The organism is Nocardia sp. 852002-51101_SCH5132738 (assembly GCF_001665695.1).
In the GTDB taxonomy this organism is placed as follows: Bacteria; Actinomycetota; Actinomycetes; order Mycobacteriales; family Mycobacteriaceae; genus Nocardia; species Nocardia nova.
Map to the genome: position 1 here is coordinate 1 of NZ_LZML01000024.1, position 22,803 is coordinate 22,803.

21 protein-coding genes and 1 pseudogene are annotated in these 22,803 nt (G+C 68.5%); 18 read left to right on the plus strand and 4 right to left on the minus strand.

Features of this window, described 5'->3' with window-relative positions; all coding sequences use genetic code 11:
* The 5 genes and pseudogenes from A5789_RS03085 to ruvB form a co-directional block, all read left to right on the plus strand.
* Window positions 1-556 (plus strand): annotated as a pseudogene (locus A5789_RS03085) (hypothetical protein); the annotation flags it as partial.
* Window positions 557-647: 91 nt separating this feature from the next.
* Entirely contained in the window at window positions 648-1,166 is a 519-nt protein-coding gene (locus A5789_RS03090) for an O-acetyl-ADP-ribose deacetylase (RefSeq protein ID WP_063019257.1), read from the plus strand.
* 121 nt (window positions 1,167-1,287) lie between these two features.
* Window positions 1,288-1,857, plus strand: coding sequence for a crossover junction endodeoxyribonuclease RuvC (gene ruvC / locus A5789_RS03095; RefSeq protein WP_030513910.1), 570 nt, complete (start codon window positions 1,288-1,290; stop codon window positions 1,855-1,857).
* Entirely contained in the window at window positions 1,854-2,459 is a 606-nt protein-coding gene (gene ruvA, locus A5789_RS03100) for a Holliday junction branch migration protein RuvA (RefSeq protein WP_030513911.1), read from the plus strand. Before ruvC ends, ruvA begins: the two co-directional genes overlap by 4 nt.
* 5 nt (window positions 2,460-2,464) lie before the next feature.
* Complete coding sequence (gene ruvB / locus A5789_RS03105) at window positions 2,465-3,604, plus strand: Holliday junction branch migration DNA helicase RuvB (RefSeq protein WP_227463130.1); 1,140 nt, start codon at window positions 2,465-2,467, stop codon at window positions 3,602-3,604.
* Between the two features lie 28 nt (window positions 3,605-3,632).
* On the opposite strand, the gene A5789_RS03110 is transcribed toward ruvB, so the two are convergent.
* Both A5789_RS03110 and A5789_RS03115 read right to left on the minus strand, forming a co-directional pair.
* Complete coding sequence (locus A5789_RS03110) at window positions 3,633-4,157, minus strand: DivIVA domain-containing protein (protein WP_030513913.1); 525 nt, start codon at window positions 4,155-4,157, stop codon at window positions 3,633-3,635.
* Window positions 4,158-4,179: 22 nt separating this feature from the next.
* Window positions 4,180-4,812: a TetR/AcrR family transcriptional regulator gene (locus A5789_RS03115; protein ID WP_369817498.1), complete on the minus strand. Its 633-nt coding sequence runs from the start codon at window positions 4,810-4,812 to the stop codon at window positions 4,180-4,182.
* Window positions 4,813-4,882: 70 nt separating this feature from the next.
* On the opposite strand from A5789_RS03115, the gene A5789_RS03120 reads away from it, so the two are divergent.
* The 7 genes from A5789_RS03120 (at window position 4,883) to A5789_RS03150 (ending at window position 13,039) form a co-directional block, all read left to right on the plus strand.
* Window positions 4,883-6,376 carry an NAD(P)/FAD-dependent oxidoreductase gene (locus tag A5789_RS03120; protein WP_063019249.1) on the plus strand — a complete coding sequence of 498 codons (1,494 nt, stop codon included), beginning with the start codon at window positions 4,883-4,885 and terminating at the stop codon, window positions 6,374-6,376.
* 136 nt (window positions 6,377-6,512) lie between these two features.
* A complete protein-coding gene (gene yajC / locus A5789_RS35270) occupies window positions 6,513-6,974 on the plus strand; it encodes a preprotein translocase subunit YajC (RefSeq protein ID WP_082940432.1) in 462 nt (153 codons plus the stop codon).
* A 138-nt stretch (window positions 6,975-7,112) separates the two neighbouring features.
* Complete coding sequence (secD, locus tag A5789_RS03130; protein ID WP_063019245.1) at window positions 7,113-8,933, plus strand: protein translocase subunit SecD; 1,821 nt, start codon at window positions 7,113-7,115, stop codon at window positions 8,931-8,933.
* Window positions 8,930-10,132: a protein translocase subunit SecF gene (gene secF / locus A5789_RS03135; RefSeq protein WP_064902601.1), complete on the plus strand. Its 1,203-nt coding sequence runs from the start codon at window positions 8,930-8,932 to the stop codon at window positions 10,130-10,132. Before secD ends, secF begins: the two co-directional genes overlap by 4 nt.
* Window positions 10,132-11,868 carry an ABC transporter substrate-binding protein gene (locus tag A5789_RS03140; protein ID WP_063019240.1) on the plus strand — a complete coding sequence of 579 codons (1,737 nt, stop codon included), beginning with the start codon at window positions 10,132-10,134 and terminating at the stop codon, window positions 11,866-11,868. Before secF ends, A5789_RS03140 begins: the two co-directional genes overlap by 1 nt.
* A gap of 50 nt (window positions 11,869-11,918) precedes the next feature.
* Window positions 11,919-12,476, plus strand: coding sequence for an adenine phosphoribosyltransferase (locus A5789_RS03145; protein WP_369801481.1), 558 nt, complete (start codon window positions 11,919-11,921; stop codon window positions 12,474-12,476).
* 149 nt (window positions 12,477-12,625) lie between these two features.
* Entirely contained in the window at window positions 12,626-13,039 is a 414-nt protein-coding gene (locus A5789_RS03150; RefSeq protein ID WP_146098662.1) for a hypothetical protein, read from the plus strand.
* Between the two features lie 53 nt (window positions 13,040-13,092).
* Here the strand turns inward: A5789_RS03150 and A5789_RS03155 are convergent, their stop codons facing one another.
* A complete protein-coding gene (locus A5789_RS03155; RefSeq protein WP_064902602.1) occupies window positions 13,093-13,395 on the minus strand; it encodes a hypothetical protein in 303 nt (100 codons plus the stop codon).
* A 156-nt stretch (window positions 13,396-13,551) separates the two neighbouring features.
* Between A5789_RS03155 and A5789_RS03160 the strand changes: the two genes are divergently transcribed.
* From A5789_RS03160 to A5789_RS03170, 3 genes are all read left to right on the plus strand, one after another.
* Window positions 13,552-13,995 (plus strand): nitroreductase/quinone reductase family protein, encoded by a 444-nt coding sequence (locus tag A5789_RS03160; RefSeq protein WP_063019237.1) that lies wholly within the window; start codon window positions 13,552-13,554, stop codon window positions 13,993-13,995.
* A 187-nt stretch (window positions 13,996-14,182) separates the two neighbouring features.
* Window positions 14,183-15,787, plus strand: a complete 1,605-nt coding sequence (locus A5789_RS03165) for an ABC-F family ATP-binding cassette domain-containing protein (RefSeq protein ID WP_064902603.1) — start codon at window positions 14,183-14,185, stop codon at window positions 15,785-15,787.
* A 121-nt stretch (window positions 15,788-15,908) separates the two neighbouring features.
* A complete protein-coding gene (locus tag A5789_RS03170; RefSeq protein ID WP_082940433.1) occupies window positions 15,909-18,368 on the plus strand; it encodes a bifunctional (p)ppGpp synthetase/guanosine-3',5'-bis(diphosphate) 3'-pyrophosphohydrolase in 2,460 nt (819 codons plus the stop codon).
* Here the strand turns inward: A5789_RS03170 and A5789_RS03175 are convergent.
* Complete coding sequence (locus A5789_RS03175) at window positions 18,344-19,222, minus strand: DMT family transporter (RefSeq protein WP_064902604.1); 879 nt, start codon at window positions 19,220-19,222, stop codon at window positions 18,344-18,346. The genes A5789_RS03170 and A5789_RS03175 overlap by 25 nt on opposite strands.
* A gap of 883 nt (window positions 19,223-20,105) precedes the next feature.
* Between A5789_RS03175 and A5789_RS03180 the strand changes: the two genes are divergently transcribed.
* From A5789_RS03180 to A5789_RS03190, 3 genes are read left to right on the plus strand one after another with little or no spacing between them, the layout of a single operon-like run.
* A complete protein-coding gene (locus tag A5789_RS03180; RefSeq protein ID WP_064902605.1) occupies window positions 20,106-21,233 on the plus strand; it encodes a hypothetical protein in 1,128 nt (375 codons plus the stop codon).
* Between the two features lie 13 nt (window positions 21,234-21,246).
* A complete protein-coding gene (locus tag A5789_RS03185) occupies window positions 21,247-22,119 on the plus strand; it encodes a hypothetical protein (protein WP_030513929.1) in 873 nt (290 codons plus the stop codon).
* Window positions 22,116-22,760: a hypothetical protein gene (locus A5789_RS03190; protein WP_030513930.1), complete on the plus strand. Its 645-nt coding sequence runs from the start codon at window positions 22,116-22,118 to the stop codon at window positions 22,758-22,760. Before A5789_RS03185 ends, A5789_RS03190 begins: the two co-directional genes overlap by 4 nt.
* Window positions 22,761-22,803: the final 43 nt, after the last annotated feature.

Below are 22,803 nucleotides of genomic sequence, written 5' to 3' on the forward strand. Positions count from 1 at the left end.
CTCCATCGGGCTGGGATTGGTGAAGTCGGACGCGCCGGCGGATACCTCGCCGGCCCGCAGGTCGCGCGCCCCCCGCGCCAGGCGCTCACGCGCCCGATCGCGGCCCCGCGGCTCTGCGGTCGCGCGCGCGCCGACCGCCGCCCCCGCGGTGGCGCCGCCTCCGCCACCTCAGCTCCCCTCGGCGAAACTGAACCCCTACAACGGTTTTCATCACGGCGTCTCGCTGCTGCACGGCTGGCTACCGCTGACCATCGAGATCGTCGCCGCCGTCCTGCTCGTGGTCGCCATCGTGCGCTGGAGCCGGCGGTGGTGGCTGATCCGGGTGCCGATCTGCCTAGCCCTCGGGGTGGTGGCCGCCTTCGCCGCCCGCACCGTGATGAACAACGAGGGCCTGGCCTCCGATCCCGCTCCGGTGCGGCTGTGGATCTGGGTGGGCGTCGCGGTCGCCGCGATCGCGCTGGTGGTCGTCGGCTGGCCGGGCGCGCGGTGGTGGCACATCCATGGGCGCTGGGAACACGGCGTAATTGTCGGTGGCGTTCCTCGAGAAACCCTGTGAACTCGCTCGGAGTCCGGTCCGGCCGGGCGGCCGGGGAAGATGGGGTCGAAGTCCGGCGCCGCGCGAGCCCCGCGCGGGCACAATGGGGAATATGGCCGAAATCGTGCTGTTGCGCGGGGATATCACCGAACAAGACGTGGACGCTGTGGTCAATGCCGCCAACTCCGGGCTGCTGGGTGGCGGTGGGGTCGACGGTGCGATCCACCGCCGCGGCGGACCCGACATCCTCGCCGCGTGCAAGCAGTTGCGGGCGACGACCTATCCCGATGGCCTGCCCACCGGGGCGGCCGTGGCGACGACGGCCGGCAACCTTCCCGCCCGCTGGGTGATCCACACCGTCGGCCCGGTCTGGGCGGCGAAACACGACCGCTCCGCCCTGCTGGCCTCCTGCTACCGCGAATCCCTGCGTGTCGCAGAGGAATTGGGAGCCCGCACGATCGCCTTCCCGGCGATCTCCACCGGCGTGTACGGCTGGCCTCTCGACGACGGCGCCCGGATCGCCCTCGACACCGTCCGGACGGCGCGTACCGGCGCCGCCGAGATCCGTTTCGTCCTGTTCGGCGCGACCGCGCATCGGGTGTTCGAGTCCGCGCTGGCCGCACTGGAATAGCCGGCTTCGTCGCTCCGCGGTGCGGGGTCGCGGCGTCCCGGCTCCGTGTCGGTGGCCGCCGGTGCGGGGGCTCTCGGTTAGACTTCGAACAATTGTTCGCGAATCGACAGGGGTGCATTTCGTGCGGGTGATGGGTGTCGACCCCGGGCTCACCCGGTGCGGCCTGAGCATCGTCGAGGGCGGTCTGGGGCGGCAGGTCACCGCGCTCGACGTCGACGTCGTGCGGACACCGGCCGATATGGACCTCGCGCAGCGGCTGCTGGGCGTCGCCGACGCCGCCGAGCACTGGATGGACACCCATCGGCCCGAGGCGGTCGCGATCGAGCGGGTCTTCTCCCAGCACAACGTCCGCACCGCGATGGGCACCGCACAGGCCGGCGGGGTGATCGCGCTGGCCGCCGCGCGGCGCGGCATACCCGTCGCCTTCCACACTCCGAGCCAGGTCAAAGCGGCGGTGACCGGCAACGGTTCCGCGGACAAGGCTCAGGTGACGGCGATGGTGACCCGCATTTTAGGCTTGCAGACGGCGCCGAAACCGGCCGACGCGGCCGACGCCCTGGCGCTGGCGATCTGCCACTGCTGGCGGGCGCCGATGCTGGAGCGGATGGCGAAGGCGGAGGCCCAGGCCGAACAGGCGCGGCGCAGATACGCCGAAAGGCTTGCCCAGCAACGAAAGGCGGTGACCAGGTGATCGCGTCGGTGCGCGGTGAGGTGCTCGAGATCGGGCTCGACCACGCGGTGCTGGAGGCTGCGGGCGTCGGATACCGGCTCAACGCCACCCCCTCCACGCTGGCCGGTCTCACCCGCGGCGACGAGGCCCGCCTCTACACCGCGATGATCGTGCGCGAGGATTCGATGACGCTGTACGGCTTCGCCGATACCGAGGCGCGCGATCTGTTCGGGCTGCTGCAAACCGTCTCCGGTGTCGGTCCCCGGCTGGCGATGGCGGTGCTGGCGGTGCTCGAGCCCGAGGCGCTGCGAAAAGCGTTGGCGGAGAGCAACGTCGCCGCACTGACCCGCGTACCGGGCATCGGTAAACGCGGGGCCGAGCGCATGGTGGTCGAATTGCGCGACAAGGTGAATCTGGTTCCCGTGCAGTCCGCCCCGCCCGGCGCGGCGCCCACCCCGGTCGTCACCCCGGTGCGTGATCAGGTCGTGGAGGCGTTGACCGGTCTCGGGTTCCCGGTGAAGCAGGCCGAGCCCGCCGTGGACGGTGTCCTCGCCGAACAGCCCGAACTGGGTACCTCGCAGGCCCTGCGGGCCGCACTGGCGATCCTCGGCCGGAATCGGTGACGCCGATGCACGACGACGAATTCCCTTCCGGCAGTGACGGTATCGCGCCCGGCACCGACGATGTCGACACCGGTGCGGACGGCGGCGAATCCGCGGTCACCGCGAACTACCTGACCTCCGACGGCGACATCGAGGCCGGCCTGCGCCCGAAATCCCTGGACGACTTCATCGGCCAGCCCCGGGTGCGCGAGCAGCTGGCTCTGGTCCTGCGCGGTGCGACCCAGCGCGGCGGCACCCCCGACCACGTCCTGCTGTCCGGCCCGCCCGGGCTCGGCAAGACCAGTATGGCGATGATCATCGCCGCCGAACTCGGTACCGCGCTGCGCATCACGTCCGGACCGGCTCTGGAACGCGCCGGTGACCTGGCCGCGATGCTGAGCAATCTCGTCGAGGGCGACGTGCTGTTCATCGACGAGATCCACCGCATGGCCCGCCCGGCCGAGGAGATGCTGTACCTGGCGATGGAGGATTTCCGGGTCGACGTCGTGGTCGGCAAGGGACCGGGAGCGACCTCGATCCCCTTGGAGATCGCGCCGTTCACCCTGGTCGGTGCCACCACGCGCTCGGGCGCGCTGACCGGCCCGCTGCGCGACCGCTTCGGCTTCACCGGCCATATGGACTTCTACGAGCCCGAGGAACTGCAGCGCATTCTGCAGCGTTCGGCGGCGATCCTCGGCGTGCGCATCGAATCCGATGCGGCGGCAGAGATCGCCGGCCGCTCCCGGGGTACACCTCGCATCGCCAACCGGCTGCTGCGCCGGGTCCGCGACTATGCCGAGGTACGGGCCGACGGCCTGGTCACCCGGGACATCGCCAAGGCCGCGCTGGCGGTCTACGACGTGGATTCGCTGGGATTGGACCGGCTCGACCGCGCCGTCCTGGGCGCGCTGGTCCGCGGCTTCGGCGGCGGCCCGGTCGGTGTGTCGACGCTGGCGGTGGCCGTGGGGGAGGAGGCTGCCACCGTCGAGGAGGTGTGCGAACCGTTCCTGGTTCGCGCCGGTATGGTCGCGCGCACCCCGCGCGGGCGGGTCGCCACCGCCGCCGCCTGGGAGCATCTGGGCCTGGTGCCGCCGCCGGATCTGGTTTTCGGATCCATCGAGGTCCGAGGCCGCGAAATCCAGCCCACCCTCGACCTGTTCGACTGATCGCGTCCGGCCCGCCAGTTCGATCGCGTCAGCTCACCAGCGCCGCGACCGCATCCACGAAGGCATCCACCTCGCCGCGATGGTAGGCCCGGACCCCTGCCGCGGCGGTGCCGAATGCGGGGCGGATCGCCGCCGCGTCCCATCCCGTCGCGGCCTGTGCCAGTAGCGCGGCGACGCGCTCGCGGAACGCGTCGACCTCGTCGGCGACATATCCGCTCCGGCCCAGCGGCGGCGCCGAAAACCGCAGCCGGGAAACATATTCCGGCGACGGCGGCCACGCCACCTGCGGCCGGGCCGGGCCGTAGCGCGCGGATTCCAGCGCCACGCAGGCGCGATCGAGAAATGCGTCCACCTCGTCGCGGTCGTAATCGCGGCGGCCGGGAGCGGCCAGGCCGAATTCGTGTCCGCGAATGGCGGCCGCGCTCACAATGGCCCGGCCCGCGAAGGCATCGGCGAGGGCGGCGCAGAACGCGTCGACCTCGGCGGGGTCGTAGCCGCGGTGCCCGATCGGGGCCCGGCCGAAACGGATCCCTCGCACATACTCCGGCGTCACCCGCACATTGTTACAACACCGCTCAGCCGGCGCGCACCCCGTCGATCAACAATCGCGGAATCGCCTGGGCCAGTCCGGCGGTCGACTCCGGATCGGGATCGCGCAGGCCGTGCACGATGGCCGCGAGCAGCATGCCGGTCACCGCCTTGGCCGTATTGGCGGCGTCGAGGTCGGCCCGCAGATAGCCCAATTCCACACCGTGCTCGAGATATCCGGTGGTCAGCGCGTCGGCGGTGTCGAGCAGGCCGTAGAGCCGCATCGTCAACTCCGGATCGATGCCGGTCGCCTGGAACAGCAGCAACTGCGCGACCCGGCGGTCTTCGAGGAAGATCCGGTGCAGCGCGACGCCGATGCGGTCCAGCTGACGCCGGTAATCGGCGAGCGAGGTCGCCGCGTCGGGCGCGTTCTCCGTTCCGAGCGCCTCGATGATCCGCGCGGCGAGATCGTCGATCACGTGGTCGATGATGTCGCGCTTGTTCTCGAAGTAGCGATAGAACGTCCCGTGCCCGATTCCGAGGGCCGTGGCGATATCGGCGATTCCGGTGGCGTGATAGCCCTTGTCGGCGAAGCAGGCGAAGGCGGTGTCGATGATCTGTTGCCGCAGTTCGGCCTTGCGTCGCTCCAGATGTGTGGATGGCTTCGGCACGGACCCGATGATACGGTGTTCCGCAACGGAATGATGTGTCATTCCGTATCAGATACGTCAGGTAACAGGGAGGTTCGGCGTGGCACCTCAGTACGACGCCGTGGTGGTCGGTGCGGGATTCGGCGGTATGGGGGCCGGAATTCAGCTGGATCGTCTCGGTCTGAAGAATTTCGTGATCCTCGAGCGCGAGGACGGCCTGGGCGGGACCTGGCACGTCAATCACTACCCGGGCCTGGCCGTCGATATCGCGTCGGTGACCTACTCGTATTCGTTCGAACCGAATCCGCACTGGTCGCGGCTGTTCGCCCCGGGGGCCGAGCTCAAGAAGTACGCCGAGCACATCGCGGACAAATACGACCTGCGCCGCCGGATGCGGTTCAACCAGGTCGTCGGCGGCGCTCGCTGGGATTCCGAACACGCGCACTGGGTGGTGTCGGTCGAGGGTGGCGAAACCCTCACCGCGCGCTATCTGCTCACCGCGACCGGATTCCTGTCCCAGCCCTACACCCCGCCGTTCCCGGGCATCGACAGCTTCGCCGGCAAGATCATCCACACCACCGCGTGGGAGGACGATTTCGATCTGACCGGCCGGCGCGCCGCCGTCATCGGCACCGGCGCCACCGCCGTACAGCTCGTGCCGGAGGCCGCGAAGAAGGTCGCGGAACTGACCGTCTTCCAGCGCACGCCGATCTGGGTCGTACCCAAGGTCGACACCGCCATTCCGAAGCGCGTTCAACGGCTGTTCGAGAAGGTGCCGCTGACCCAGAAGGCGGCGCGACTGGTCAACACCGGCGCTCTGGAACTGCTGATGGTCTCCGGTGTCCTGCACTACAAGCAGGCCAAACTCGGCAACAAGGGCGCCGCACTGCTGGCGAAGGCGCATCTGCGCGCGCAGGTGCGCGACAAGGAGACCCGCGACAAGCTGACGCCGCACTACGACTTCGGCTGCAAGCGGCCCACCTTCTCCAACACCTACTTCAAGACCTTCAACGAACCGCACGTGCGGCTCGAGACCAATGCGATCGACCATGTCGAGGCCGACGGCATCGTGACCGCGGACGGGCACAAGACCGAGATCGACACGCTGATCCTCGCGACCGGCTTCAATCTCTGGGATGTGAACTTCCCGGCCGTCGAGATCATCGGACGCGACGGGGTGAATCTCGGAAAGTTTTGGCGCGACAACCGATTCCAGGCCTACGAGGGCATCACGGTGCCGAAGTTCCCGAACTTCTTCAGCCTCAACAGCCCTTACTCCTACAGCGGTCTGTCCTACTTCACCACCATCGAGGCGCAGATGAAGCACATGGACCGGCTGCTGCGCGAGGCTCGCCGGCGCGGTGAGGAGGTCTTCGAGGTGCGGGAAGAGGCCAACGCGCGCTTCCTGGACTACGTGACCGAGAAGCTCGGCTCGTCGGTCTTCTACGCCGGGAGTTGCTCGACGGCCCGCAGCTACTACTTCAACCAGCACGGCGAGGCCGCGCTGCTGCGCCCGAACAGCACGATCACCACCCACCGCGAAGCGGTGAACTTCCCGCTCGACGACTACGTCTACGGCGCGCCCGCCGCCTGAGGCACCGCTGCGGCGGGGTTCGCGCCGGTGTGGCGCACCTCGCCGCGCGCACCGCGGGTGTGGCGATATTCCAGGTTGCTGGCAGACTGTGTGGGTACAGCCCATCCAACCCACCAAACTAGGACCGACTACGACGATGGCGAACCTGCTGTTTCCGCTGCTACTGGTAGTTCTGCTCGTACCGATGTTTCTCGGTGTCCGCCGCCAGAAGCGCGAAGCGCAGAAGGTCGCCGATATGCAGGAGAGCGTGAAGGTCGGTGACCAGGTCACCACCACCTCCGGCCTCTACGGCACCGTGGTCGACCTCGACGAGGAGACCGTCGACCTGGAGATCGCCGAGGATGTGGTGACCACCTGGCTGCGCGCCGCCATTCGCGATGTGCGCCCCGGTGGCGACACCGCCGACTCCGCCGAGGCGACTTCCGACACCGAGGAGTCCGGCGACGGGGCGATCGCCGCCCCCGCAGCGGAGACTGCCGGCACCAACGGGACGAACGGTTCGGCCTCCGCGAACGGCTCGGCGGCCAACGGATCGGCCTCGGCCTCCGGTGTGGAGGAATCCGTCGAGGACACCGCAGCCCGGCTGCGCAAAGACTGACCCGCTTCCGCCGTCGCAGCGCTCCGCCGCCGCGACGGCGGTGCGGCGTGTCCGTGGGCCCGCGTTCGCCGGTGCTCCGTGCTCGCAGGTCATGCCGCAATTCCGGCCGCCACCCTCACCGCCTAGGAGATATGTACTGTGCCACCTTCCAAGGGAACGGGGCATCCGCTGCGGCTGCTCGGCGTCTACGCCGTGCTGCTCGCGGTGATCTACGCGTTGGTGTTCTTCACCGGTGACAAGTCGCCGGAACCCAAACTGGGAATCGACCTGCAGGGTGGAACCCAGGTCACGCTGACCCCGCGCACGCCCGACGGCGGTAAGCCGAGCAAGGACAGCCTCAAGCAGGCCCAGCAGATCATCGAATCCCGGGTCAACGGCCTCGGTGTGGCCGGTTCCGAGGTGGTGATCGACGGCAACAACCTGGTCATCACCGTGCCCGGCAGCGACGGGCAGCAGGCGAAGTCGCTGGCCACCACGGCCAAGCTGTACATCCGCCCGGTGGTCGGACAGCCACTCCCGGTCGGGCCCGACGGCAAGGTCCAGACCGGTGGCGAGCCCGCTCCCGGCGCGGAGCAGCCCGGCACCCCGCCCGCCAACCCCCCGGCGCCGGCTCCGGGGGCGGGCCAGCAGGCACCCGCACCGGGTGCGTCGCCCGGTACCGAGTCGAAGCCGTCGAACGAATCCGGCACCGCCTCGGGGACGGCCTCTTCGGGTGAGACGTCCGGCACCGGCGAATCCTCGGGCACGACCGCGCAGAACCGGGTCTTCCCGGCTCCGGCGCAGGCTCCGACGACGCCGGCTCCGGCACCCTCTCCGGAGCCCGGTGCGCCGAATCCGGCGCTGACGCCGCAGCAACAGGCCAAGCAGGAGATCGACGCGGCGCGTGCGCTGCGGCAGAGCACCGACCCGCAGGTCCAGCAGCTGGCGGCCCAGCAACTGGACTGCCACAAGCCCGACCCGCTGGCCGGTAACGACGATCCGAAGCTGCCGCTGGTGACCTGCTCGTCGGACGGCAACGCGGTGTACCTGCTGGCCCCGATGCGCATCGACGGCCAGGACATCAAGGATGCGAGTTCGTCGCTGAACCAGCAGTCGCAGTGGGCGGTCGATCTGACGTTCAAGAACGCCGACGCGTGGGCCGATCTCACCAAGGAATACCTGCAGAAGCAGGTGGCCTTCACCCTCGACTCGAAGGTGATCAGCGCGCCCGTCGTGCAGCAGGGGCCGCAGCTCGGCGGTACCACCCAGATCACCGGCCAGTTCAACGCCTCCACCGCCAAGGAACTCGCCAACTCGCTGAAGTACGGCTCGCTGCCGCTGTCGTTCGAGGTCTCGGAAGCCTCCACGGTGTCGGCGACGCTCGGCCTGGCCTCGCTGCACGCCGGTCTGATCGCCGGTGCGATCGGTTTGGTCGCGGTGCTGCTGTACTGCCTGCTCTACTACCGGATGCTCGGCTTCCTGGCCGGGTTCTCGCTGGTGGCCTCGGGTGTGGCGGTATACGGGATCATCGTGCTGCTCGGCAGGTGGATCAACTTCACCCTCGACCTGGCCGGTATCGCCGGTCTGATCATCGGTATCGGTATGACCGCGGACTCGTTCGTGGTGTTCTTCGAACGCATCAAGGACGAGATGCGCGAGGGCCGCAGTTTCCGCTCGGCCGTCCCGCGCGGCTGGGCTCGCGCGCAGCGCACCAACCTCTCGGGTAAGACCGTCAGCCTCATCGCCTCGGTGGTGCTCTACATCCTGGCGGCCGGGCAGGTGAAGGGCTTCGCGTTCACCCTCGGCCTCACCACCGTGCTCGACGTGGTGGTGCTCTACCTGGTGACCTCGCCGCTGATGATGCTGGCCTCGCGCTCGCCGTTCTGGGCGAAGCCGTCGGTCAACGGTCTGGGCGCGGTGCAGCAGATCGCGCGGGAGCGTAAGGCGGCGGGCACACTCGTAGGGACGGGGTCACGATGAGCGACAATCGCTGTCAGGTGTTGGAGGAACCGATCGTGGACGAGTCGCTGCCCGCCGGGGAAGCGCCGAAGCACGGATTCTTCGAACGCCTCTACACCGGTACCGGCGGCTTCCGGATCGTCGGCCGGCGCAAGCTGTACTACGGCATCGCCGCCGTGCTGGTCCTGATCGCGGTGCTGAGCATCGCGGTGCGCGGCTTCACCCTCGGCATCGATTTCGCCGGTGGTACGAAGATCCAGATCCCGGCGACCAGCGGTATGACCACGACCTCGGTCGAGGACACCTACTCCCAAGCCCTGGGACACAGCCCGGTCACCGTGCAGAAGGTCGGATCCGGTTCCTCGGCCTCCTTCGAGATCCGTTCCGAGACACTGGATTCCGCGCAGCAGGACAAGATCGCGGACGCGCTGTTCACGAAGTACCACCCGAAGGATTCCAGCGGTACGGCCAGCCGCAGCGTCATCAGCGTCACCGAGATCAGCGAGACCTGGGGTGGGCAGATCACCCGCAAGGCGATCATCGCGCTGGTGGTGTTCGTCCTGTTGACGATGGTCTACATCGCCATTCGATTCGAACGCGATATGTCGATCGCCGCCATCGCCTCGCTGTTCTTCAACCTGATCGTCACCGCCGGCATCTATTCGATCGTCGGCTTCGAGGTGACGCCCGCCGCGGTGATCGGTCTGCTGACCATCCTGGGCTACGTGCTCTACGACAACGTCGTGGTGTTCGACAAGGTCGAGGAGAACACCCGCGGTGTTCTGCATCTGACTCGGCGCACCTATGGTGAACAGGCCAATCTCGCCGCCAACCAGACGCTGATGCGCTCGATCAACACGACGGTGATCGGCATTCTGCCCATCGTCGGCATGCTGGTGATCGCGGTCTGGCTGCTCGGTGTGGGCACGCTGAAGGACCTCGCGCTGGTGCAGCTGGTCGGCATGATCGTCGGCGCCTACTCGTCGATCTTCTTCGCCGTGCCGCTGCTGGTGTCGATCAAGGAACGCTTCGGCCCGGTGGCCGCGCACACCCGTAAGGTGCTCGCCAAGCGCGCCGCCGGCGATACCGGCCGCACGGGTGAGGCGCTGGGTCGTCGCACCTCCGGTGCCCCGGTCGCGACCCGCACCCGCGACAGCGGTTCCGCCGCACCGAGACCCGGTGCCCGGCCCACCGGGAAGCGGCACAAGAGAACCCACTGATGAGGCGAAGGGGGTCGGATCGCGTGCGGCGGACGCTCCGGCGGACATTCGGTGTGATCGCGGCCGGGGCACTGCTCACCGGGGTGATCGCGGGTTGTTCGAGCAAGAACCAGGTGCCATCCATCGGATATGCCGTCGACGCGGTGCCGGCCACCTACAACGGCGGGAGTTCGGCCGGTGTCGCGGGCGGCTCCGCGGCGCTGTTCGCCCGCGTGCTGACCGGGTTCTACTACACCGGTCCGGACGGCCAGCCCGTCGCCGACACCGATGTCGGCACCGCGAACGAGGTGGCCGGTGAGGCGCAGACCATCCGGTACCGGCTCAACCGCGACGCGGTCTATTCCGACGGCGTACCCACCTCGTGCGATGATCTCGTGCTCGAATGGGCCGCGCGCAGTGGGCGATTCACCAAACCGGGCCCGGGCGGCGCGATTCCGCTGTTCGACGCCGCCTCCACCACCGGCTACTCCGATATCGAGCGGGTCGAATGCCAGCCCGGATCCAAGGACGCCACCGTCGTGTTCCGGCCCGATCATCACTTCCTGGCGTGGCGGACGCTGTTCAACGCCGGGGATCTGATGCCGTCCCATATCGCGGCCAAGGCCGCGGGTGTGCCGAATGTGGTGGCGGCGGTGCAGTCCGGCGACCAGGCCGCATTGGACCGGCTGGCGCAGTTCTGGAATACCGGCTGGAATCTGAAATCCGGTGACATCAACGCCGACCTGCTGCCGTCGTCGGGGCCGTATCGCATCGAGTCCTACAGCGACGGTGACGGTTTGGTGCTGGTCAAGAACGACAAGTGGTGGGGCAACAAGCCCGCCACTCCCCGAATCGTGGTGTGGCCCAAGAACGCCGACCTGAAGAAGAAGATCTCCGACAACTCCGTCGAGGTGGTCGACATCGGCGCAGGCTCGGTGAAAGACCTGGGCCTGAACAAGTTTTCGGTGAATCAGGAACCGGGCCGCGGCGCCGAGCAGTTGGTGCTGTCCACCGCGGGCGTCTTCGCCTCCGCCGATGCCCGGCGCGCGTTCGCACTGTGCGTCCCGCGGCAGGCGTTGTTCGACACGCTGGGACATCCGGGTTTCGACAACAAGTCCGGCCTGGGATCCGGCCCCCTCGATTCCCGGACGGTCCAGGCCGATTCGGTGTACTACCCGGCGATCACGGGTCCGGCGGACAAATACCGCGCGGGCGACGCGCCGGGCGCGCAGCGCGCCCTGTCCGCGGCCGGGGTGGCCAATCCGACGATCCGGATCGGCTATCGCAGTCCCGACGACCGTCGTGCGCGCACGGTGGCGATGATCGCGGATGCCTGCAAGGCGGCGGGCGTGACCGTCGTCGACGCCGGTGCGGCGGACTTCACGCCCGCGGAACTGGGCGCCGGCAAGGTGGATGCCGTACTCGGTGGCACCGCGGCCGCCGTGGGCCCCGCCGGTTCCCTGCCGGGGATCGAGGCGACCGCTGCGTTGCGCACCGGCCAGGGCGCGAATTTCGGGCGGTTCGGCAACGGGCGTTACGATGCGATCGCGGATCAGCTTGCGGCGGACGACAATTCGGTGACGGTGTTGAATCTGGACACCGAGGCCGAGAATCTGCTGTGGAACGAGATGCCGTCGATCCCGCTGTTCAACACGCCTCGGACCGTAGCGTTCGGGAAAGGGCTGGAGAACGGGGTCGCGAGCCCCACCAAGGCCGGTGCGGGCTGGAATATGGACCGCTGGGTGTTGCGGCGGTGAGCGTCCTCGGACGCTGGATGAGGGAGCGGGTGTAGATGAGTAAGCACACGATGGTGGAAACGGCCGAAACCGCGGAGGAGAAGGTTGCGCGGACCGCCGAGGTGGTCGGGCGACTGACGCGCTGGCACGACGATTTTCCCACCCCCGGTGTGCGTTTCGCGGATCTGACCCCGGTATTCGCCGATGCCGAAGGCTTCCACGCGGTGATCGAATGCCTGGCCGCCTGTGCTCCCGACGCCGATCTGGTGGCCGGCGTGGACGCGCGCGGATTCCTGCTGGGCGCGGGTGTGGCGGCGCTGCTGGGGACCGGGGTCGTGGCCGTGCGCAAGGGTGGCAAGCTGCCGCCACCGGTGCTCTCGCGTGAGTACACCCTCGAATACGGCTCCGCCGCACTGGAAATTCCGGCCGACGGCATCGACCTCGGTGGCCGCAAGGTGCTGCTGCTCGACGATGTCCTCGCCACCGGCGGCACGCTGGCCGCCGCGGCGGAACTGTTCCGCAGTGCCGGGGCGCAGGTGGTCGCGACCGCGGTGGTACTCGAGATCGGCGAGCTCGGCGGGCGCGCTCGCCAGGGCGAATACCCGCTGACTTCGATCGTGCAGGTGTAAATCGCGTGTCGGTTGTGGGGCCCGCGCGGGGGTCGTTATGCTGACGTGCGGCAAGGGGGCCCGGATGAACGACCGACGGACGATCGCATGAACGAGTACCGCAGTGCGCGCGACAATGCCGGAGCAGGAGGCGCCGACCGGTGGTGGCGATGAGCCGTAGTCGGCGTACCCGAATCGGGGCCGCTCTGGCGGGCGCGGTGGGCGTGGCGTTCATCGTCGGCGCCGCGACCGCCGCGGCTACTCCTTCGGTGGCGCTGCGCGGCGGCGCCACCGTCACGGCCCGGGTCACGGGGGAGAAGGCCGGGCAAACCTGCCGGATCACCGGCTCGGATATCGATATGCCCTGGCGTACGGTCGGTTCGGACGGCTCGGTGGAGCTGGACAGCGGACCGGTCTCGTCCGGACGCCACAGCGCTCGCGTCGTCTGCCGAGATCCGCGCACGGGCGCGGCCTCACAGCATGCGGTGGGTAAGGAAGAGGACGTCTTCACCGGGCATTGGGCCCCGGCCTTCGAATTCCTGCACCATCACCGGATGGAGTTCCTTACCCCGCACGAGCCCTGAGCTGGTTCGACCCCGGGCTGATCGAACACCGAGTCGATCCGCTTCCGGCGCCACTAGATCCGCGCCAGCAGCCGGGCGATGATCCCGGTCACCACGAGCCAGAACACCGCTGCCAGACCGTAGTTGATGATGATGTCCCAATCTCGGGAGCCGGTGTTGAACAGGCCCGGGAAGAACAGCGCCAGCGGTTCGGCCAACCCCTTGATGAAGGTGAAGAACCGGTTGGTCTGGTTGGCGTCGAAGACCTGCAGCAGGATGTAGACGATTTCGATCAGAGCGAGCACACCGCCGATCGTGCTGACGATCGCCGCCGGCCCACCCGTGCGGTTCGTGCCATAGGTTCTATATCTGTACATGCCGGCCGGATACCCGCCTGACGGCGTTGAACGCAGCCGATTTTGTCCAGAGGTCTGAACTTCTACAAATGTGAGCGCTGCTCTTGACAGGGGTGCGCCCGTGGGCGATGATTGAGTCATCGAAGAGAGCAGCGCTCACAAAAGCGAGGAGTAGTCATGAACGCCACCCGGTACATCGCGCCCACCGGCATCGACCCGATCATGAACCGGATGTTCAACGCCCTGCCGAAATGGGGCATCAGCGTGATGGGTTCCCGGCTGCTTGCCGTGCGCGGTCGCACCTCCGGGGAGTGGCGGACCACGATGGTCAACGTCCTGCAGGATGCGGACGGAACCCGGTATCTGGTCGCTCCTCGCGGTCGTACCCAGTGGGTCCGCAATATCCGCGTCGCCGGCGGCGGAGAGTTGCGGCTCGGGCGCAAGACCGAGGTGTTCACGGTGACCGAGGTCGCCGATGCCGACAAGGTACCCGTGCTGCGGCTGTACCTGAAGAAGTGGGGCTGGGAGGTCGGCAAATTCTTCGAGGGCGTGACCGCAAACGCCACCGACGCCGAACTCGCCGCCATCGCGCCCGGCTTCCCGGTCTTCCGAATCAACTGAGCCGCAACGGCTTCCGTCGCCGGTGACGCGTATCACCGGCGACATGATCTTGCGGCCCGCCTTTCGGTCCGCTAAAGTTGCCGAGTCTTGTTTCCGTTGATCGGAGTTCTGCCGTTGCTCTTCTGAGGTAGCCATCGCGTGGCCCGCATATCTGCGCGCCATTCCCGCCGCCCTCAGGAGCACGCATATGTCTATTTCGACTATTTCTCTGTCCGATCTCACCTTCGTATGGCCCGACGGCACCCCTGTGTTCGACGGTCTCGACGCGGTGCTCGGACCCGGCCACGTCGGTGTGGTGGGCAGTAACGGAGCCGGAAAATCCACGCTGTTGCGCCTGGTCACCGGGGAATTGCGCCCGGTGCGTGGTTCGGTGACGGTGGCGGGGCGGCTCGGATATCTGCGCCAGGATCTCGGCTTGGCCGCGGGACAGCGCGTCGACGCCGTACTCGGCATCGGCGAGGTGCGCGCCGCGCTGCATCGCATCGAATCCGGCGCCGGAACCGAGGCCGATTTCGAGCAGGTCGGAAACCGCTGGGATGTCGAGGAATCGGCGATCGCGCTGCTCGGCCGGCTGGGCCTGAACTACCTCGCCGACGATGTCGCGCAGCTGGATCGGCGCCTGGACACCCTGTCCGGCGGGGAGACGGTACTGCTCGGACTGGTGGCCGAACTGCTGCGCGAACCCGATGTGCTGTTGCTCGACGAACCCACCAACAATCTGGATTCCGCTGCGCGGCAACGCCTTTACGACGTGGTCGAGGGATTCTCCGGCACCGTGCTCACCGTCAGCCACGACCGCGAACTGTTGCGGCGGGTCACCACCGTCGCCGAACTGCGGCGCGGTGAGATCCGCACCTTCGGCGGGAATTTCGACGATTACGAGCAGATCATCGAGGCCGAGCAAGAGGCCGCGCGCGCGGCGATCCGCGATGCCCGCAGCGATGTGCGTAAACAGTCGCGCGAACTGGTGGAGGCCAGGATCAAACTGGACCGGCGCCAGCGCTACGGGCAGAAGATGTGGGACACCAAACGCGAGCCGAAGATCGTGATGGCCGAGCGCAAACGCCAGGCGCAGGTGTCGGCGGGCAAACTGCGCAACAACCACATCGCGAAAGTGGAGGACGCCAGATCGACCCTGGAGCAGGCCCAGGAACTGCTGCGCGACGATCGGGAGATCCGCGTCGACCTGCCGGGAACCAGGCTCTATCCCGGCCAGGACGTGGTGACGATGGAACAGGTGCGGCTGGCCAACGGACCGGTGGTCACGCTGCGGGTGAACGGTCCCGAACGCATCGCCCTCACCGGGCGCAACGGCGCCGGCAAGACGACCCTGCTGCACCGTCTCGTCGAGGAACCGCCGAAGGTGCCGTGGCGGCTGCTGCCGCAGCGACTCGACATCTTCGACGAGCGGCTGTCGGTCTTCGACAACGTCTCCGCGGCGGCGCCACACGCCGGCGCCGAGCAGATCCGCGCACAACTGGCGCGGTTCCTGTTCCGCGGCGCCGACGCCGATGTCGCGGCCGGGGCGCTGTCGGGCGGCGAGCGGTTGCGGGCCGCGCTGGCGATGCTGCTGCTCGCCGAACCGGCGCCGAAACTGCTGCTGCTCGACGAGCCCACCAACAACCTCGACCTGCCCAGTCTCCGCCACCTCGCCGAGGCGCTGACCAGCTTCGAGGGTGCGCTGATCGTAGTCAGCCACGACCCGCGCTTCCTCGATGAGATCGGCATCACGCGCCGCCTCGAATTGACCCCGGACGGGTTGGTGGATGAATCGGACTCCGGAACCGGTTGAACGAACGGGGTGCGTCGGGCCGGACCGGTGCGCCTTGGGGAAAACTCCTACTAAAGTGGGTGTTCTGGGCTGTTGAAGCGGTCGGCTAGGGTGTGGCGATCGAGGCGTGAGAGGTGGTGGCATGACTCAGCATCTGGAGAAGGCGAATGCCGGGAATTCGGCAGCTGGTGATGCCGCGCCGGCTGCCGCACCGGCGGCTCCGCCGGCCACCCCCGCCGCGCCGCGTCCGGCGGCGTCGAAGTCGGGCGCCGACCGGAGCGGGCAGCCCGCGGCGCCCTCGCCGCGGAACATGCCGATGAAGCAGCCGGGTACGTCGGCGGCGGTGCCGAGTTCGGCCTCGCGCCGGGTGCGGGCCCGGCTGGCCCGCCGGATGACCGGGCAGCGGGGTATCGCCGCGGTCAAGCCGGTGCTGGAGCCGCTGGCGACCGTGCACCGGGAGCTGTATCCCAAGGCGAATCTGCAGTTGCTGCAGCGCGCCTTCGACGTGGCCGACGAGAAGCATTCGCATCAGTTCCGCAAGTCGGGCGACCCGTACATCACCCACCCACTGGCGGTGGCCAACATCCTCGCCGAACTGGGGATGGACACCACCACGCTGGTGGCCGCTCTGCTGCACGACACCGTCGAGGACACCGGCTATTCGCTGGACGAGCTGACCGCGGATTTCGGATCCGAGGTGGCGCATCTGGTCGACGGCGTGACCAAGCTGGACAAGGTCAACCTCGGCGCGGCCGCGGAGGCCGAGACGATCCGCAAGATGATCATCGCGATGGCCCGCGATCCCCGGGTGCTGGTGATCAAGGTCGCCGACCGGCTGCACAATATGCGCACCATGCGCTTCCTGCCGCCGGAGAAGCAGGCGAAGAAGGCGCGCGAAACGCTGGAAGTCATTGCGCCACTGGCGCATCGGCTCGGTATGGCCACGGTCAAATGGGAGCTCGAGGATCTGGCGTTCGCGATCCTGCACCCCAAGAAGTACGACGAGATCGTGCGGCTGGTCGCCGACCGCGCACCGTCGCGCGACACCTACCTGGCGCGGGTGCGGGCCGAGATCGTGAACACGCTGGCGGCGAGCCGCATCAACGCCATCGTCGAGGGCCGGCCCAAGCACTACTGGTCGATCTATCAGAAGATGATCGTCAAGGGTAAGGATTTCGACGACATCCACGACCTGGTCGGCATCCGGATCCTGTGCGACGAGGTGCGCGACTGCTACGCCGCCGTCGGCGTGGTGCATTCGCTGTGGCAGCCGATGGCGGGCCGGTTCAAGGACTACATCGCCCAGCCGCGCTACGGCGTCTACCAGTCGCTGCACACTACCGTGGTGGGACCGGACGGCAAACCGCTGGAGGTGCAGATCCGTACCCAGGACATGCATCGCACCGCCGAATTCGGTATCGCCGCGCACTGGCGCTACAAGGAGACCAAGGGCAAACATTCCGGCGACGTCGCCGAGGTCGACGATATGGCCTGGATGCGGCAGCTGCTGGACTGGCAGCGGGAGGCGGCGGATCCGGCCGAGTTCCTGGAGTCGCTGCGGTTCGACCTGAAATCCCCGGAGATCTTCGTGTTCACGCCGAAGGGCGATGTGATCACGCTGCCGCAGGAGTCGACTCCCGTCGACTTCGCCTACGCGGTCCATACCGAGGTGGGCCATCGCTGCATCGGCGCGCGCGTCAACGGGCGGTTGGTGGCGCTGGAACGGCAGCTGGAGAACGGTGAGGTCGTGGAGATCTTCACCTCGAAGGCGCAGAACGCCGGCCCAAGCCGGGACTGGCAGAACTTCGTGGTGTCGCCGCGGGCGAAGGCCAAGATCCGGCAGTGGTTCGCCAAGGAACGCCGCGAGGAGGCGCTCGAGGCCGGTAAGGAGCAGATCTCCAAGGAGGTCCGTCGCTCCGGTCTGCCGCTGCAGCGGCTGATGAGCGTGGACGCGATGTCCGCATTGGCGCACGAACTGCACTATGCCGACATCTCCGCGCTGTACGCGGCGGTGGGCGAGAACCAGGTCTCGGCGCACCACGTCGTGCAACGCCTGATGGCGCAGCTCGGCGGCGTCGGCGACGTGGAAAACGAACTGGCCGAACGGAGTACGCCGTCGACGCTGCCGGCGCGGCAGCGCACCATCGGCGATGCCGGGGTCGAAATCCCCGGCGCTCCCGGTACGGTCGCGAAGCTGGCCAAATGTTGTACACCGGTGCCGGGCGACGAGATCATGGGCTTCGTGACCCGCGGCGGCGCGGTGAGTGTGCACCGGACCGACTGCACGAACGCGGATTCGCTACGCGCGCAACAGGAACGGATCATCGAGGTCAAATGGGCGCCCTCGCCGTCGTCGGTCTTCCTGGTGGCGATTCAGATCGAGGCGCTGGACCGCACCCGGCTGCTGTCGGATGTGACCAAGGTGCTGGCCGACGAGAAGGTCAACATCCTGTCCGCGTCGGTGATGACCTCCGGTGACCGGGTGGCGATCAGCAAGTTCACCTTCGAGATGGGCGATCCGAAGCATCTGGGTCATCTGCTGAACGTGGTCCGCAATGTGGAGGGCGTCTACGACGTCTACCGGGTGACCTCGGCGGCCTGATCCGCCGGGGGCAGCTCCGCCTGGGCACGCGACAGCTGTACCGCGGCCACGCACATCACCAGCACGGAAGCGATGACGACGATCGTGCCGATCGTGCCGGTCCGCAGTCGCTCGTCGAGCACGGTGAGGCCGAGGAAGGCCGCGCCGAGCGGTTCGGCGACGGTGAAGGCCGGCAGCGAGGCCGACAGCGCCCCGACCTGGTAGCCGCGCTGTTGCAGATAGAGCCCCACGATGCCCGCGGCGACCAGGGTGTACAGCTGCCAACTGGTGAGCGCCGTGCCGAGTCCGCGCCCGAACAGATGGATGACGTGCTGGGTGAGCGCGGCGGAGACGCCGAACAGCAGACCGGCCGCGGTTCCCAGCATGAGCGCCTGCAATCCGGTCACCCGGACCACCACCGCCACCACGACCGCGGCGGCGACCACGCCGAGAACCAGCACCAGCGGCCACATCCAGGTCGACCACGGCGCATCGGGGATGCCCTCGGTGGGGTCGCCGACGACGAGGAAACAGGCCAGCGCGGCCGAGAGGGCGATCGCGTGTGCCCACATGACCGGCGAGACCGGGCGGCGGCTGTAGTGCGCGGCCAGCGGCAACGCGAAGACCAGGGCCGTCACCAGGATCGGCTGCACGATCAGTACCGATCCCAGCGCGAGCGCCACCACCTGGAAGATGAAGCCGCCGGCGTCGCCGATGATGCCGGCCCACCAGCGCGGATTGCGAACGAGCTGGGCTACCAGCGCGTCACCGGCCGGCACGTCGGCCGCCGCGCGTTGCTGGGCGACCGCCGACACGGCGAACAGCAGGGCGCCGACGAAGGCGCAGACGACCGCGGCGACGGGAAAGTTGCTCACCCGATCAGTCTGCCGTCCGCGACCGGGTGCCCGGCATCGGGGACCGGTCTGCCGATCCGAGGGGGTGTGGTGACGGCGCTGCGAGACCGCGGAACCGCGATGGCTGTATCGGAATAGGCGGAATGTGCGCTACGGGCGAATGGCAATTGTTCGGCAACACATTTCGGGCCGCTGTCCGCAGTGGCGGCGAGTTGCCCTCCGCCGGGCGCGAATTGCGCATTCGCCGCAAATTTGCCGAGGCTCATACCGACTCTCGGTGCCGGTCGGCCGGTCCGGCCGCGGCGAATCCTTCGCGCAGGTAGGAAGGTTCGCGGGCGGCGATCGAGGATGTGCTCACGCGCCGACGGGGGCCTGCACTCCGAGCCGGATTCTGTTACGGTTTATTGCGTTTCGGGGCGCGCGCGATGTTCGGCGACAACTCGAATCCACATGATGATCGCCGGACGGGTCGCAGTGGCACTCGACCCTCAGAACTGTTGCAGACAGCGGGTTTAAAGGGGGTCAGATCATGCTGACCGTGCTGACATGCTCGGCGGCGACCGTACCGGTCGCGTCGGGTCCTCATTGCGGATTTCGCGCATCCACATCCGCGCCGGCCCTCGATTCGGCGTTCGAGATACCCCCGTTCACACCCGTTGACCTGCCTGGATGTGGTATTGCCCGAATCTCGGCGGCCTCGGACGGCGCGTCGAGTTCGCCGAATTCGTCGGGTACGGGACAATTTCCGTTCGGGAAGGGCCTCGGTGACGCCGCACCCGGTGGTGTGCCGTTGGCGACGTCCCATGGCGGTACCGCTGACAACAACTACCCGTTCTCCACGAACTGATCGCCGAGAGGGTCCGACGATGCTGCACGACGTGCCCGGCTCCGCGGGGATGAGGGAATGTTGAAGCCGTACAAAGAAGTCCAACGGTGGTTCCCGGCGCTGGAACCCGAACATGCCGTTCCCGCGGCCGCGCCGGGAGAATCCGACGCCGTCGACGACGAGGCGGAACCTGGAGCGGCGCGGTACCCGCACTACATCCGTGACACCGAGCCCGAGCCGTTCGACATTCCGTTCGCCGACGAACCGGCCACCCGGCGCAGCGAATTCGTCGGGGGCTGGACCGACTGGGTCGGCAGCCACGCACCCGGGCCGGACGACGACTACCCGGTCCACGAGGGTGAGGTACTGCGCCTGCCCCGCGACGCCGAGACCGGCGACGGCCGGGCTCGTGGCCGCCGCCGGACCCGCCCGGCCGGTGCCGACGGCGACGATGCGGAGGGATCCGGGGCGCGCTCACCGGGCGACGACGCGGACGAGCGCGACGATGTGGACACTCCCGAGTGGATTCTGCCGCCCCGGCGCGAACACGGCGACGGCGCCGCCGGCCGGATCGTGCGCCGCGCCCCCGGCCCGGCCTCACCGGCCCTGCGCGACTACATCCGCCCGAGCCGGCTGCGGGTCGCGCTCGTCCTCGCGGTAGCCCTGTTATTGCTGGTCGCCGCAGGCGGTTTCGCCCTGTACGTGCTGCGCTCCGGTCACGACGGAAAACAGTCGGTGGCGCCGCTGCCGGCGCGCCCGGCCGTGGGTGACGACGCGCCGATGCTGCGGCTCACCTCGGCGTTCGGCGCCGATTCCGGCCCGCGGGTGGGTTCGGCCGGGCACTGCCCGACCGAACGGTCCGCGCGCGTGGTGCGCGGCGCCGAGGTCGGCGGCACCGATTCCGGGCCGGACGCGATCATGTGGTTCCAGCACGCCTTCTACGTCGAACGCTCGGCCGAGCGTGCGCGCGAGGTGGTGGCGCCGGATGCGGTGGTCTCGCCGGCGCCGGTGATCCAGCGCGGCATCGCCTCGGTGCCGCTGGGCACCGACTATTGCGTGCGGGTGGTCACTTTGGACGACAACAGGTATTCGGTGGAGGTGACCGAACGGCGGCCGGGCGCGGCCCCCGCCACCTACGACAAGCAGTTGGTGACCACCGCGGTGGTCGGCGGCCGCACCCTGATCACGGGCATCACGGCCGGGTAAGAGGAGAGCTGAGATGGGACAGGACTGGAGCCGATGGCTCGACGAGACGTCCGACGCGGACGTCGCGGCGGGCTCGCGACCGCGTGGACGGGCGCCGGTGGTCCGGTTACGCAAGGGGCGGCGTGACGACGGCGAGGGCGGCGGCCTGCCGCGTCCGATCCTGGTCGTTGGCGGCTGCGGTGGCGCCGGAACCACCACCACCGCACTGGGACTCGCGGGTGAACTGGGCGCGGAGGCGGCGGCCGTCGCCGTCGACGCCACCGTGGCCGGCAGCGATCTGGCCCTGCGCGGCGCCGACGAACATCTGAGCCCGATCAGTCTGCAGCAGTGGCTGTACGGCCGCGGTGACGACGAACCGGCGCCGCTGAAGGAATGTCTCTCGCAAGCGAGCTCCGGTATCGGCCTGCTGTGGCGCGACGCCTCCCCGTTGCGCCGCCGCGCCACGTATCTGACGGTGGCCCGGGCCGTCGCCGACGCCGGGTACACGCCGGTGTACGACGGCGGCAGCCCGATCGCCGCCCGTCAGCTGCGGCCGCTGCTCGAGGACGCGGAAGTGGCTCTGGTGCTGTCGATTCCGGCGCGTGCCGACGCCGCCAATCGTTTGCGGGTCACGCTGGAATGGCTCGACGACGAATTCGGCGGTCACGCCGAGGGGCAGGGTGGCGGCATAGTGGGTGACACCACCATCGTGATCTCACATCAATTGCCCGGCAACAACTCTCGGGTGGCCGACCATCTGCGCGAACACCTCACCGGCTGGGTGCGCGACATCCGCGAGATCCCGTACGACACCCACCTGGCGCGCGGAGAGCTGGTGCGCCACAACGCACTCGATGCCGAAACCCGGAGGGCGTACCGGCGGCTGCTCAGCGGGATGGCATCATGACCGCGGCCATGAAGGAACCTCGCTCTTCCGAAAACCCGCCTGCGGCAGGCGTTGTCGCACCGGCGGAGTCTCGTCGCGCACCCATCTGGGACCGTCCGGTACCGGGCGCCGGACGTGCGCCGCTGGTGTGGTTGCTGGGGGTGCACGGCGGCGCCGGAGCCAGTACCCTCGCGCATGTGCTTGCGCCTGCGGCGGATTCGCACCGGCGCTGGCCCGGTGTGTTCGAACGCGAATCACCTTTCGTGGTGCTGGTCGCCCGCGAGACCATCGCCGGGCTGACCCGCGCCCATGATCTGCTGCGCCAGCACCGGGCCGGGCTCGCGGGGCCGAGCGAGGTGCTGGGCCTGGTGACCGTGGCCGCGCGCCCGGGCCGGATCCCGGCCGAGATCCGGCGCTACCGCGATGTGGTCGGCGCATTGGCCGGGGAGGTGTGGCAGATGCCCTGGATCGAGGAGTGGACGCTGGTCGAACCCGATCAGCTGCCGGTGTGGTCGCCCAGCGACCCGCCGCCACAGCAGCGCAAACGCAAACTCGATCCGCTGCAAGAAGTTCCGCACGAGGTGGACGCGCTGGGAATGAGCATCGTCGACCTCGTGCGGGAGACGGTCGGCGCCGGTTCGCAACAGGAGGAGCAACGATGATCGTGCCCGGACGTTGTGCTGCCGCGAACACGCCGACAGCTGT

What these genes read in the sequence shown, in the direction of transcription:
- A5789_RS03090 (WP_063019257.1), top strand. Translation starts at nt 648, where the DNA reads ATGGCCGAAATCGTGCTGTTGCGCGGGGATATCACCGAACAAGACGTG.
- ruvB (WP_227463130.1), top strand. Translation starts at nt 2,465, where the DNA reads ATGCACGACGACGAATTCCCTTCCGGCAGTGACGGTATCGCGCCCGGC.
- yajC (WP_082940432.1), top strand. Translation starts at nt 6,513, where the DNA reads ATGGCGAACCTGCTGTTTCCGCTGCTACTGGTAGTTCTGCTCGTACCG.
- secF (WP_064902601.1), top strand. Translation starts at nt 8,930, where the DNA reads ATGAGCGACAATCGCTGTCAGGTGTTGGAGGAACCGATCGTGGACGAG.
- A5789_RS03140 (WP_063019240.1), top strand. Translation starts at nt 10,132, where the DNA reads ATGAGGCGAAGGGGGTCGGATCGCGTGCGGCGGACGCTCCGGCGGACA.
- A5789_RS03145 (WP_369801481.1), top strand. Translation starts at nt 11,919, where the DNA reads ATGGTGGAAACGGCCGAAACCGCGGAGGAGAAGGTTGCGCGGACCGCC.
- A5789_RS03150 (WP_146098662.1), top strand. Translation starts at nt 12,626, where the DNA reads ATGAGCCGTAGTCGGCGTACCCGAATCGGGGCCGCTCTGGCGGGCGCG.
- A5789_RS03155 (WP_064902602.1), bottom strand. Translation starts at nt 13,395, where the DNA reads ATGTACAGATATAGAACCTATGGCACGAACCGCACGGGTGGGCCGGCG.
- A5789_RS03160 (WP_063019237.1), top strand. Translation starts at nt 13,552, where the DNA reads ATGAACGCCACCCGGTACATCGCGCCCACCGGCATCGACCCGATCATG.
- A5789_RS03165 (WP_064902603.1), top strand. Translation starts at nt 14,183, where the DNA reads ATGTCTATTTCGACTATTTCTCTGTCCGATCTCACCTTCGTATGGCCC.
- A5789_RS03170 (WP_082940433.1), top strand. Translation starts at nt 15,909, where the DNA reads ATGACTCAGCATCTGGAGAAGGCGAATGCCGGGAATTCGGCAGCTGGT.
- A5789_RS03180 (WP_064902605.1), top strand. Translation starts at nt 20,106, where the DNA reads ATGTTGAAGCCGTACAAAGAAGTCCAACGGTGGTTCCCGGCGCTGGAA.
- A5789_RS03185 (WP_030513929.1), top strand. Translation starts at nt 21,247, where the DNA reads ATGGGACAGGACTGGAGCCGATGGCTCGACGAGACGTCCGACGCGGAC.
- A5789_RS03190 (WP_030513930.1), top strand. Translation starts at nt 22,116, where the DNA reads ATGACCGCGGCCATGAAGGAACCTCGCTCTTCCGAAAACCCGCCTGCG.